Source organism: Psychromarinibacter halotolerans (assembly GCF_029168315.1).
GTDB lineage: Bacteria > Pseudomonadota > Alphaproteobacteria > Rhodobacterales > Rhodobacteraceae > Psychromarinibacter > Psychromarinibacter halotolerans.
Genome location: NZ_JARGYD010000023.1, coordinates 1 through 12,143, shown reverse-complemented (window position 1 = coordinate 12,143; position 12,143 = coordinate 1). Strand labels below are relative to the sequence as shown.

General features: G+C 62.0%; 12 protein-coding genes and 2 pseudogenes. 10 read left to right on the top strand and 4 right to left on the bottom strand.

Going from position 1 to position 12,143, the window contains the following annotated elements:
* Positions 1-191: 191 nt before the first annotated feature.
* Positions 192-491: pseudogene (locus P1K30_RS23620) on the top strand (transposase); the annotation flags it as partial.
* A gap of 36 nt (positions 492-527) precedes the next feature.
* Here the strand turns inward: P1K30_RS23620 and P1K30_RS23615 are convergent.
* Positions 528-761: pseudogene (locus tag P1K30_RS23615) on the bottom strand (IS110 family transposase); the annotation flags it as partial.
* Between the two features lie 538 nt (positions 762-1,299).
* Between P1K30_RS23615 and P1K30_RS23610 the strand changes: the two are divergent.
* The 9 genes from P1K30_RS23610 (at position 1,300) to P1K30_RS23570 (ending at position 9,334) form a co-directional block, all read left to right on the top strand.
* Entirely contained in the window at positions 1,300-2,289 is a 990-nt protein-coding gene (locus P1K30_RS23610; RefSeq protein ID WP_275635202.1) for a TAXI family TRAP transporter solute-binding subunit, read from the top strand.
* A gap of 72 nt (positions 2,290-2,361) precedes the next feature.
* Positions 2,362-4,311 (top strand): TRAP transporter permease, encoded by a 1,950-nt coding sequence (locus P1K30_RS23605; protein ID WP_275635201.1) that lies wholly within the window; start codon positions 2,362-2,364, stop codon positions 4,309-4,311.
* Positions 4,308-5,687 carry an aromatic ring-hydroxylating oxygenase subunit alpha gene (locus P1K30_RS23600; RefSeq protein WP_275635200.1) on the top strand — a complete coding sequence of 460 codons (1,380 nt, stop codon included), beginning with the start codon at positions 4,308-4,310 and terminating at the stop codon, positions 5,685-5,687. The genes P1K30_RS23605 and P1K30_RS23600 overlap by 4 nt, the downstream gene beginning before the upstream one ends.
* Positions 5,684-6,505, top strand: a complete 822-nt coding sequence (locus tag P1K30_RS23595) for an SDR family NAD(P)-dependent oxidoreductase (RefSeq protein WP_275635199.1) — start codon at positions 5,684-5,686, stop codon at positions 6,503-6,505. Before P1K30_RS23600 ends, P1K30_RS23595 begins: the two co-directional genes overlap by 4 nt.
* Positions 6,498-7,067, top strand: coding sequence for a 3-phenylpropionate/cinnamic acid dioxygenase subunit beta (locus P1K30_RS23590; RefSeq protein ID WP_275635198.1), 570 nt, complete (start codon positions 6,498-6,500; stop codon positions 7,065-7,067). The genes P1K30_RS23595 and P1K30_RS23590 overlap by 8 nt, the downstream gene beginning before the upstream one ends.
* A 20-nt stretch (positions 7,068-7,087) precedes the next feature.
* A complete protein-coding gene (locus P1K30_RS23585; RefSeq protein ID WP_275635197.1) occupies positions 7,088-7,288 on the top strand; it encodes a hypothetical protein in 201 nt (66 codons plus the stop codon).
* Between the two features lie 38 nt (positions 7,289-7,326).
* The gene (locus P1K30_RS23580; protein WP_275635196.1) at positions 7,327-7,728 is read left to right on the top strand and encodes a hypothetical protein; all 402 of its coding nucleotides are present in this window, start codon (positions 7,327-7,329) and stop codon (positions 7,726-7,728) included.
* A gap of 6 nt (positions 7,729-7,734) precedes the next feature.
* On the top strand, positions 7,735-8,970 hold the full coding sequence (locus tag P1K30_RS23575; protein ID WP_275635195.1) for an NAD(P)/FAD-dependent oxidoreductase: 1,236 nt from the start codon (positions 7,735-7,737) through the stop codon (positions 8,968-8,970).
* 43 nt (positions 8,971-9,013) lie between these two features.
* Positions 9,014-9,334: a 2Fe-2S iron-sulfur cluster-binding protein gene (locus P1K30_RS23570; protein ID WP_275635194.1), complete on the top strand. Its 321-nt coding sequence runs from the start codon at positions 9,014-9,016 to the stop codon at positions 9,332-9,334.
* A gap of 6 nt (positions 9,335-9,340) precedes the next feature.
* On the opposite strand, the gene P1K30_RS23565 is transcribed toward P1K30_RS23570, so the two are convergent.
* The 3 genes from P1K30_RS23565 to P1K30_RS23555 form a co-directional block, all read right to left on the bottom strand.
* Positions 9,341-9,790 carry a MarR family transcriptional regulator gene (locus P1K30_RS23565; protein WP_275635193.1) on the bottom strand — a complete coding sequence of 150 codons (450 nt, stop codon included), beginning with the start codon at positions 9,788-9,790 and terminating at the stop codon, positions 9,341-9,343.
* Between the two features lie 350 nt (positions 9,791-10,140).
* Entirely contained in the window at positions 10,141-11,523 is a 1,383-nt protein-coding gene (locus tag P1K30_RS23560) for an MmgE/PrpD family protein (RefSeq protein WP_275635192.1), read from the bottom strand.
* A partial coding sequence (locus tag P1K30_RS23555; RefSeq protein WP_275635191.1) for an isocitrate lyase/PEP mutase family protein occupies positions 11,520-12,143 on the bottom strand: 624 nt, incomplete at its 5' end. The genes P1K30_RS23555 and P1K30_RS23560, both read right to left, overlap by 4 nt.

Genomic DNA, 12,143 nt, shown 5'->3' with positions numbered 1-12,143 from the left:
TTGAACTCGATCACACCAAACGCCTCTCACCAACTCTCTGACAACGCTGACATATCACGCACGCTCGGAACGTCGAAAGTTTGCGACAGAACCCCTGCGAAAGCCTCCCCCAGAGCTTGTTGCAGGACCGGCCGGCGCTGCGCGCGGCCGAGGCTCGCGTGGGGTTTTCCGGACGGCCGGAGCGAGAGCCGGAGCTGCGGGACGCCAGCGAACACGATGTCCTGGCCTACATGTCCTTCCCTTGCCAGCACCGGACGAAGCTCCACTCGACCAATCCCATTGAAAGGTTGAACAAGGAGGTGAAGCGCCGCGCAGACGTCGTCGGCATCTTCCCGAACGAGGCTTCAATCATGCGCCTGATTGGCGCCGTGCTCTTCGAGCAGAACGACGAATGGAAGACTGCCAGCCGCTACATGATGGTCGAGGCCTTCGCCCAGATCGACAATGAGGAGATCGACCCCATTCTCAGCATCACTACGAAAGCCGCCTGATCATGACCTCAGGCCATCCGGGAAATTACACCAGCTTGACGGACGTGACCGCCTGATGTCGTGGCCGAGCGTTGCAAGTTCCCGCCCCCAGAAATACACGCCGCCGCAGGCTTCCATCGCCACCAGGCAGGGCGACAACTTGGCGAAGAACTCAAGCACCTGAACCCTTCTGAGCTTCTTGCGCAAGACAGTATGGCCTTTGCTGTCAGCGCCGTGGACTTGGAATACAGTCTTCGCCAGATCCAGTCCGACCGTGATAATCTCCGACATGACCGTCTCCCAAGATGGATTGTCGCGATCCCACCTTGGCACATCGATGCCGCCGGGGGGGCGGTTACAGCATCAGAGCCCCGCTCACGGACCAAACTTCGGCAAGGGCTGGACCCGGCGCTCGTAGGTCAATTCAGTTGCGCCCTACCGGATCAGATAGCGCACGGTGTTCCGCGATACGCGCAACTCCCGGCAGATCTGGTTGATTGACTTACGGTCCTGAAAATAAGCTCTTCGGATCTTCGCAATCGTCTCCACGGGCAACATCCCGCACTGTGCCCCCGATGAGCTCGGAGGCATCATTACCAACAGTGTAAGGGGGGGCATTGGGGGACGCCGATTACCCCGCTACGGGGTCACAATTGGATGCCGGTTCACAAAATGATGGGGTGAAGTCGTGAAGGAAAAGCGACATCCGGTCCGGCACTGATTTCAAATTTGGTAAACAAGTTGACTATTAACGGCGAATCAAATACGCATCTTTTAGGCGCAAAGCCAAATCGGGACGGGAGACCCGATGAGTCTCAGGGAGGACCACATGAAAGGTTTGAAAGCTACGGCCGCCGCTTTGGCGCTGCTAACAGCAATTTCGGCGGCACCCGCAAATGCGGAACTTCGCAGCATCACCATCGGGACGAATCCAGCCGGTTCGACCTTCTTCCTCATTGGAGGAGGACTGGCAAAAATGTTCCAGGAGAAGCTTGGGGTTCGGACCACCGCGCAACCTCAGGGTGGATCGTCGATCTATCTGCCATTCATAAATAACGGCGAAATGACGCTCGGCCTGTCGTCCTCGATGGATGCGGGGCTTGCCTATACCGGCGAAGGTTTTCCCGCTGAGAACGCAAACCTGCGCAGTATCGGCCGCATCTGGGTTCTGCCCTATGCCTTCATTGCTTCGGGGGATTCCGGTATCACGCGCATGGAAGACCTGAAGGGCAAGCGCGTCATGGGCAACATGCCGACGAACGTTGCATTGACCTTGTTGAACAAGGCCATGCTCGAGACTGCAGGGCTGAAGCCCCAAGATGTCGTCTTTGCCAATTCCGGAGGACTGCTCGACGGGATCAATGCGGTCGTCGAGGGGCGTGCCGATGCTGCGCCGGTTGCCGTCACGATGCCGGATCTGATTGAGGCCAACAGCTCGGCCAGCGGCGGGATCGTCGTGATTGCGAATGGCGCGCTTGCCGGGGAAGGGTTTTACGAGCAACTCGTGCCAGGCACACGCGTCGGGATCACGAAGCCGACCTCCACCCGCCCCTTCGTCAAACAAGACACCGGCATCGTGAACTATGACACCTTGCTGGTGACCAGCGCCTCTCTGTCCGACGAAGATGCCTACACGCTGACCAAGGCTCTGTACGACAATTGGGAACAGCTTACCAAGGACTACCCGCCGCTGCGCAGCGTCGCTCAGTCGGAGCTTGCTCCTGCGGATTCAACCGTACCCTATCATCCGGGAGCAATCCGCTTCTTCAAGGAAGTCGGTCTCTGGAGCAGCGCGCATGAGGCGGCTCAGACGCGCTGAGTCCTCCCCTTCATCCTGAAACCGAACACCTCGCTGCCCCAATAAGGCGGCAGGACTCAGGGAACATGAGCGATGAATAAACTCAACGGCTATCTGCTGAACGTCTATGTCACGCTGCTCTGCGTGATCACGATCGGCTGGGTCATGAACCTTCAGGACTACATTGGCGTGTTGCTGGTCACCCAGCAGGTCATTGCCATTGTGGCCGGACTCGCCATCGGAATTGCCTTTCTCAAGCATCCGTATTCCGAACGGAGCGCTCCGGTCGATCTTTTGCTGGCGCTGGTCGCAAGCGGGAGCTGGCTCTGGTATGCGCTAAACTTCGAAAGCTGGATGCTGCTGCTCGCCTACCGGACGCCGGACATGTGGATTCCCGGTATCCTCGCCATTGGCCTGATGATGGAGGCGTTGCGCAAGTCCGGCGGGATCATCATCGCCACGCTGGTAATCTGCATCGTCGCCTACGGTTTTCTGGGGAACCACCTACCCGGTGTGTTGCGTGCCGAGGTCTTTCCGCCGACCAAAACGGTCCTCTATCTCTATGCCGACAGCAGCGGGATTCCGGGAATCGTGCTTCGCATCATCATCAACCTCGTCATCCCGTTCATCCTTTTCGGCAAGATGATGGAGATCGCGGGCGGCATGACCTTCTTCACCAATCTTGCGATGCGGCTGCTCGGACGGTGGCGGGGCGGGCCTGCAAAAGGGGCATCCTTTGCGTCGGCAGCCTTCGGGATGCTGTCGGGTTCGACCGTCGCCAACATTCTCTCCACCGGTATCGTCACCATTCCGTTGATGAAGAAGATCGGCTTCAAGCCACACCAGGCGGCAGCGATCGAGGCGGTCGCCTCCAACGGCGGCCAGATCATGCCCCCGGTCATGGGCGCGACGGCCTTCATCATCGCGGAGTTCCTGCAGATCCCCTACAGCGCGGTCGTTTTCGCGGCGATCACTCCTGCGCTGCTTTATTATCTGGTTCTCTTTGTAAAAATCGACGCGATCGCCGCCTGTGAGAACATCCGCGGCCTGTCGTCGGAGGACCTGCCGAAGAAGGAAGAGGTCTTTCGCGGCAGTTGGGTGTTCGTGCTGCCGCTACTGTTGATGATCGTCCTGATGTTCGTTCTCGGCTACGATCCGGGCCGATCGGCGGTGATCGTCGCGGGGGCCATATTGCTTGCCTATGCGATCCGTAACCGGTTCCGGATCAAGCTGGCGGACCTCTGGGGCGTGATCAAGGGAACCGGCAGCGAATCCATCCCCGTTATCCTAATCGGCGCTGGGGCCGGTGCGGTCATCGGAGTGATGAACTCCTCCGGTTTCGCGTTCCAGCTCACTCTGGTGCTGACCCATCTCGCCTCGGATTACGGACTGTTCGCCATGCTGTTGATGGCGGCCCTCGTTTCCATCGTGCTTGGTATGGGTATGCCCACGGTGGCGGTCTATGTCGTGCTCGTGACGATCGTCGCACCCTCCGTCGTCGACCTCGGGGTTGATCCGCTCGGCGCGCATCTGTTCCTCTTCTACTTCGGTCTGATGAGCATGATCACCCCGCCCATCGCCATGGGCAGCATCGTCGCGGCACAGGTCGCAGGGGCGAGTATGTGGACCACCGGATTTTACGGACTTCGCCTGGGCATCAGCGCGTATCTCCTGCCGTTCCTCTGGATCTACAATCCCGCCCTGCTCCTTGACGGCTCGCCGGTGGAGATCGCGATTATCCTGGTGAACTGCGGAGCCGCGGTGATGCTGCTTCGGTCGTCCATGCTGCCGAGCCCGCTGCGCGGAATCCCGGACTGGCTCTTTGCCCTGCTCGCTGTATCGCTCGCCATCTTCTGCGGCGGAGCGACGGTCTGGTTCGGCACCACAAGTCCGCTGGCCCTTGCCTCATCGATCCTCGGTCTCGTGCCCTTTCTGCCCGGTTTCCGGCTGTCCGACCTTACCTCGGCGCCGATGTCGCAAACCGATCTCGTAACCCAAGACGCCCTGTCCGGCGCCCGCACCAACAGCAAGGAGAAGCCATGACACACGCTCTCGACACAACCGGCAAGACCGACCTCGAAGAAGGTGTGGTCGATCGCGATATCTTTGTCCGCGACGATATCTATCGCCAGGAGATCGAAAAACTCTTCACCCGCGCATGGCTTTTCGTCGGACATGAAAGCCAGATCCCGAACCCGGGCGATTTCTTCACCTCACGGATGGGCGAGGAATCTGTCATCCTGGTTCGTGACAAGACCGGGGTCATCCATGTCTTTCTCAACTCCTGTCGTCACCGGGGGATGAAGGTTTGCCGCTACGATCAGGGCAACACCTCGCTCTTCACCTGTCCGTATCACGCCTGGACCTACGCGACCGACGGCAAGGTGCGGGGGATCCCGCAATATCAGGAACTCTATGCCGGTGTTCTTGACCGCGAGAAATGGTCGCTGATCGAAGTCCCGCGCATGGTCAATTACAAAGGTACGATCTGGGCCTCCTGGGATGAGAAGGCACCCGATTTCGAGACCTATCTCGGCGATGCGCGCATCCATCTCGATCAGGCGCTCGATTGCCGCGACGGGCGGCCGGGCGGTTCCGAAGTCATCGGGGTCCATAAATGGGTCTTTCCTTCCAACTGGAAGCTCGCGGCGGAGAACTTCCTCGGCGATTCCTATCACAACCCGAGTCACCGCTCGGTCGATCTGATTGGCATCGGCCCGTCGGCGCGCACCGGGGTGAAGGGGCGTCGAGACAACGAACTGGAAATGGCCCGGCACGTCTGGATCAGTTTCGCAGCCGGGCATGGGGTGCATTCCGCGGTTCAGGCTGCCGGGGCGGAATACGTCGCGCAATTCGCCAACGATCCCGAGATCGAGGAATATTTCCGTCATTGCCACAATGAGCGGAATGCGCGCCTTGGTGACAACGCGCGGCTGCTGCCCTTTACCGGCACGATATTTCCCAACACCTCGTACCACGGTCGTCAGCCGCGCAACCTCTGTGTCTGGCATCCGCACGGCACGACCGAGACCGAGGGCTGGCGCTTCTTCCTCGTGGATGCGGATGCGCCCACCAAGGTCAAGGATTTCCTCCGTCATTTCTATATGCGCTATTCCGGCCCTGCCGGGATGACCGAGCAAGACGACATGGAAAACTGGCTTTATGCGACCAAGGCCAGTGTCGGCACCATCGCCCGGCGCTATCCGTTCAACTACCAGCTTGCCCGGAACCAGGCCGAACTCGATCCCGAGGTGAACGGCCTCACCGTCCGCGGTCGCGTCACCACCAAGATGACCGAGCATATGGCCCGCGGTTACTATCGCCGTTGGCGCGCCTATCTCGATGGCGCGGGCTGGGACGAGCTTCTCGGCCAGAACGACTCCCGCTTTGCACGGCGCGCGCCCGAGGCTGCGGAATGACGGGCGGTGCAATCATCGTCTCCGGCGGAACCTTCGGTCTGGGCCGTGAGATCACACTGCGCCTTGCCGAGGGTGGCTATCCGGTGACGGCCTTCGGGCTCGAAACGCCGCAGATCTCGAGCACGGCCGGGAAGGCCATTCCCGGCTTGCAGGCGGAGGCCGAGAGCCGTGGGTTGGATATTACGCTTCTCGAAGCCGATGTCACGGTCGAGGCGGATGTGGCGCGCGTGGTGGAGACGACGCGCGCCCGATACGGGCGGATCCACGGCATTGTGAACAATGCCGCAATCGGCCCGCTCGGCACCGTGATGGAGACCGATCCCGCGATCTGGGACCGCATCATGGCCGTGAATCTGCGCGGGCCATTCCTCATGGCCCGGGCCGTCCTCCCGCATTTCGCGGCGCACGGCGGCGGCTGCATCGTCAATGTCGGATCCGGTGCCGGATGGGGCAAACCCGACATGGCCGCCTATGCCACCTCGAAAGGCGGGATCATTGCACTGTCGGCCGCGATGGCACTCGATCATTTCTACGACCGTGTCCGCGTCAATACGGTGATCCCCGGCGGTGGCGGCATCGTTGCGGGCATGAGCCTCGGGCGGGTCGGTGGCGACATGTCCCGGCTTGGTCCGGGGGCGGTGGGTACGGTGGCGGGACGTGTGGCCAATGGTACCGATCTCGGGAATACCATCGCCTGGCTCATGTCCGCCGAGGCCGAAGCCGTCAGCGGCACCATCATCGACGTCGGATGTTTTGCGCATCAGGGGTCTTCCACCCCGCTGAAACGCCTTCAATCCCAGGAGAAAATCAATGGATAGCGACACCCTGATCAGGCCTGCCCCCGTTCGCGACGATGCTTACTTCCGGCTTCGGGCCGAGGTCGAGGAATTCTTCTATGATGAGGCCTCGATGCTGGACGAGCGTCGTTTCGACGAATGGCTCGACCTCATGCATGACGATATCGTCTATTTCATGCCAATGCGCCGCAACGTGAAGTTCGGGATGCACGAGGAGCGCGAGAATACCCGTATCGACGAGGGCATAAGCTGGTTCAACGAAGACAAATGGACCCTGCAAAAGCGTGTCGAGCAGATCCTGACCGGCGTTCATTATGCCGAAGAGCCGCTGTCGCGCGTTGCACATCTGATTACCAACGTGCAGGTTCGCGCGGCCTTTCCTTCTGTCGCCGAGGCGACCGAGATCGAAACGAGCTGTCGGTTCCACGTCTACCAGAACCGGGTCGAGCACGAGCATTACAGCTTTGTTGGCCGCCGCTATGACACGCTGAAGCGCGAGGAGGGCGGGTTCAGGTTGCTGAAGCGAAAAATCATCCTCGATCAAAACGTGCTGCTGGCGAAATGCCTCACGGCCTTCTTCTGAAACAGCAAGGAACCGAAGCAATGACCAAGAAAGGCAATGTCGACATCGGCATCGGCGTGAATTTGATGACTGTCACCGAAGGCCAGCGCCTGCGTCTGAAGAATGGACGGATCGGCGAAGTGACCGAAAACATGGGCGACGGCCAATGGGTCGAAATCAAGTTCGACGACAGCGACGAGCCCGAGCTGATCCACAGCCAGGATATCGACGCGGTCTCCTGACTCATGAAAGGAGTATTGCCGTGCTGAGAATGCGATACATGCCATGCGACTTCCACCCGCTTCTGCTCGTTCTGGGCGATGCGGCGGAGTTGCGGCACTTTTCCAACCTTCTGTCCTGTTTTGCCGCCACCGGAGCGCGCGTCGAGCTGACGGAAGCCGGGATGTTTTCCGAGGACACGCGGGTCATGCTCCGTGAGCTGGATCCCGAGAAGCCGGAGCGGCCGGGACTTTGGGTCAGGGAGGCGGGGACGCACCCGGTGCTGGACTGGCGCCTGACCCGCGAGCAGGCCGAGGATTTCGCCGACGACGTTCTCAAGACAGCAAACGGCGAAAGCCGGGCGGGATCCTCGACACTGGAATGCGAGGAGTTGAACGAGATTCGCGTGAAGGTCTCCTTCGGTGAATTCGAGGATCAGTTTCTTCTCGGAAATATGTGGTAGGTGGTCATGACGGTGAATGGAACCGACCGCAGCGTGGTGATTGTCGGCGCGGGTCAGGCAGGTTCGGCGCTCGCCTTCAGATTGCGCGAGATCGGCCATCAGGGGCCGATCGCCCTGATCGGCGAGGAAATCTGGCCGCCGTATCAGCGCCCGCCGCTGTCCAAGAAATACCTGACCGGAGAGCTGGAGCGCGACCGCCTCTTTCTCAAGCCGGCCGGGGCCTATGACGAGGCTGGGATCGAACTGGTGCTGGGGCGGCCTGTTACCGGGATCGACCGTGCGGCGCGGCGCGTTCTGCTCGCGGGGGTGGACAACCCGGAGCGACGCTACGACATTCTGGTCCTCGCAACCGGTGGCAGCCCGCGGCTGCCGGAGGATCTGTCCGATCCGCTGCCTGACAACATCTTTACCCTGCGCGGTATCGGTGACGCGGACCGGATGCGCGCCAGCTTTGCTCCGGGCCGGCGTCTGCTTGTCGTGGGCGGAGGCTACATCGGCCTGGAGCTCGCGGCGGTTGCGCGGCTCCAGGGGTTGGAGGTAACGCTCATCGAACAGGCGCCGCGCATCCTCGGCCGGGTCGCCTGCGCCGAGACGGCGGACTATTTCCGCGAGCTCCACACCGGACAAGGTGTCATGATCCGCGAAGGCGTTGCAATTGCCGGATACCGCGGTCCGGTTCAGAGACCCTCTGCCGTCGTGCTGGCGGACGGGACCGAAATCTCCTTTGATCTCGCGGTGTTCGGGATCGGCCTGGTGCCAAACGACGCGCTCGCGTCAGAGGCGGGGCTACACTGCGACGGCGGCGTCCTGGTCGATGGCTGGGGCCGGACCAGCGATCCCGGTATCTTCGCCGTGGGCGATTGTGCGCGGCTGCCGCTGGATGGTCGGATGCTCCGGATCGAGTCGGTTCATAACGCTATCGCACAGGCCGAACATCTGGCCGACTATCTGGTTCAGCCCGACGTTTCTGCCTATGCGCCGTTGCCCTGGTTCTGGTCGGATCAGTACGCGTGCAAGCTGCAGATAGCGGGTCTGAACCTTGGTTACACCTCGGTTGTAACCCGCCGGGGCAGCAAATCCGGCAGCCTGTCAAACTGGTATTTCCGCGACGGCAAGATGATCGCCTGTGACGCCATGAACGACGCCAGGTCTTTCATGCTCGCCAAGCGCTGGCTCGCCGCCGACCGGCAGCCCACCCCCGAGATGATGGCCGATCCAGCATGGAACCCGGCCAGCTTCTGATACTGGCGTCCGGCGCCACCGACCAACCGATCAAGGAGAAATCATGGTCAAGATTATCTATGTCGAACCCGGCGGCAACGAGCGGGCCGTCGATGTTGCCGAAGGCTATTCCGTGATGGAAGGTGCGGTTTCGAACGGCGTGAAGGGGATCGTCGCGGAATGTGGCGGGGCGTGTTCCTGCGCCACTTGCCATGCCTATCTGGACGAGGCCTGGCTCGACCTTGTCGGACCCGCCGAGGGCGACGAGGCCGATATGCTCGAATTCGCCCACGAGCCGCGGGCGAACTCTCGTCTCACCTGCCAGATCGAGGTAACCGAGGCACTCGACGGGCTGCGTGTCACGATCCCAGACGCACAGGCGTGAACGCACTCAGGCCCCGCTCAGCTGTGCAAGCTTGTTCAGGAGTTTGAGGAGCTGGGTCGCATTCTCGGCGCCGAAGCGCTCGACGATGCCGCGCGCGATGGCTTCGGACTTCGGGCGCAGCTTCTCGACGAAGGCGCGGCCGGCTTCGGTCAGGTCAGCCTTTTGCGAGCGCTGATCTTCGCAATCCTTTTCCGTGAAGATCAGCCCGCGGTCGCACAGCGTGCGGATGATGCGCGTCATGCTGACCTTGTGGATGCACGAGCGTCGCGAAACCTCGCTGAGCGGCAACGGCGCGAAATCCGCGATGATCCGCAGCACCCGCCACTGCTGCTCGGTCAGGTTCGCTTCATTCAGGAGCGTCGAGAACTGGCTGACGACCGCGTGGCGTCCACGTGTGCAGGCGATGGCCAGTGAGCGCTCGGAGTACGGGATGTCAAACGGGAAGGTGTTGTTCATGAGGTCCGATGGATGTGTCTGGTTCGAGGTACTTGATGCCATATTAGTGAAAGGACGATGAGAATTAAACCGATCCGGTGGATGCTGTGACCTGATCGGATCTCCGCCTTGCGGTGTGGCCTTTGACATCGGGCTGGCTGGGCTCGCAAGCACGGCCCCGGCATGGCGTTGCCAGCTTCCGATGATGCCGCCGCTTTCTTCTTCGCGCTCCGCAGCGTTCGGCCGTGCAAAACCTTCCGGCGGCAAAAGGTCCTCCGTCCGGCGAAGACTGTTCCGGGTCTGCCAGCGCCCATTGAATATCTGCGCCGCAGCTTTGGCTGCGACCGCGCGGGGTCTGATGCGGAGGCAGCTTAGGCGTAGATTTCTCGCCACGCGGCGGCAACGCGATCGACTTCGGGCAGCTTCATGAACAGCCCATAGATCGCGGCGGCCTCGTTCCGGTCGGTGCCGCGCATCAGGAGATCGAACTTGTGCCGCAGTTGATCGGCCGAGAGTGGGGTCTCCGGGCAGCCAGGGAAAGTCTCTGCATCGACGGTGAACGCGCGGCCATCGTGCAGGCGCACCGTCATTTCCGCGCCCCACCCCTTGCGCTTGTCGGGGTGTGCCTCCAGGACAATTCGGGTTGCCAGATCCGCAACCCGGGGGTTCGCGTCGAAGGACATGAATGTCCCCGGGTCAGCCGGGTCCGAGAACGCGGAAAGGGCGAGCGAATAGGGGACGCTGTATTGTGCCCCCATCACGTCGACCGGTCGGGAATTGCCATGGTGGCTGACGACCTTGTCCGCGCAGCTCAGGCGAAGACCTGCGATGTCATCGCCGGCAAATCCCTGTTCCTCCATCAGATTGCGCAGCCCGTGGATCGGGGCCTGAGCCGTCACATGGCAGGCGAACGACTTGATGCAGAGCTTTTGCATTTCCCAGTCCTGGCCGAGCCCCGCCGTCAGCAGTTCGGCCCGGGTGTCGGAGCAATAGGCATCGAGCAGGCCGAAGTCCCCGTCGAGAACCGAGGCAGGCCCCTCGAAGCCGCGACCGGCGAGCCGGGCGGCCAGCACCCCGCCTTCGGCCGCACGTCCCAGATGCAGCCGCTTCACCATTCCGCCCTGTCCCGAGCGCGCGAAAGCCAGAAGACCGCCCCCGAAGGAGCCGGCCAGCCCGAAGGCATGAGCGATCTCCTCCGCCGACAACCCCATGATCTTTCCGCAGGCCGCCGCGGCCCCGAACGGGCCGGTCAGGCCGGGCGCATGAAACCCGGCCTTCTCGGGGGTATGCAGCGTTGCGGCGCCGATCCTGAACATCACCTCACAGGCGGCGACCACCGCGACGATGAGGTCCCGCCCGCTCGCGTCCCTCTCCTGGGCGGCCTCAAGGGCGGGCAGCGCGACCGTCGCGCCGGGATGCACGCCCGCTCCCGGCTTTCGCAGGCTGTCGAGTTCGAACGAATGCGCGAAGGTGCCCAGCGCAAGCGCGGCCTGCGGCAGATGCAGGGCGGAACCGTCGACACCCGGCAGGTGGCAGGCCCCGCCGCCACCGGTTTCAGTGGCCTCGGCCAGCACCATCTCCGACCAGGGGAAGCGGCGTCCGAAGGCCGCACAGGCCACCGCGTCGATCAGGCAATCGCGGGCCAGATCGCGGATATCTTCGGGGATATCCTCATATTTCAGCCCCGCGACGAAGGCGGCAAGCTGTGCCGCTGCCGGTTGCAGGGGGCTGTCGGTCGCTGTCGTGCCAGTCATTGTGCCTCTCCGGAATGTCGTGCGTCTGCAAATCGTGCCTCGATGTCGAAGAACTCGGCGTAGTTCATGATGTCCTGGATGTCGCTCATGTCGGCGACGAGATCCGGGCGCGAGACCGGCTCTCCTTTCTCGATGCTGTCGCGCATCGCGCTCAGCGCGGCCTTCATTCCGTTGATCGCACTGGCGGGCAGAAGGCGCGAAAGGCTGACCCAGCGCACGCCCAGGGCTTCGAGCGCGGGGACCGACATCAATGGGGTGGTCGTGCGGGTTCGCAATCCGAAACCCATGTTGATGCGCACCGGGATCGAGACGGCCTCCACGATGCGCGCGATGTCATCGGCACCGCGCACCGCATCGGGGAAGATGACGTCCGCGCCGGCGGCTTCATATGCGCGCGCCCGGGCGACGGCCTCGTCGATGCCGCCGGTCGCAATCGCGTCGGTGCGGGCGATGATCAGGAAATCGTCGCTGCGGCGGGCCGATGTGGCGGCTTCGATCTTCTGCACCATCTCGGAGATCTCGATCGGGAGTGGACAAAACATGGGGGTCATCTTCGTCGTTGCGGCCCGTGCTAAGGTGAGTTCTTTGCGTGTGGGGCTGCCATGGACGTACGGATTACA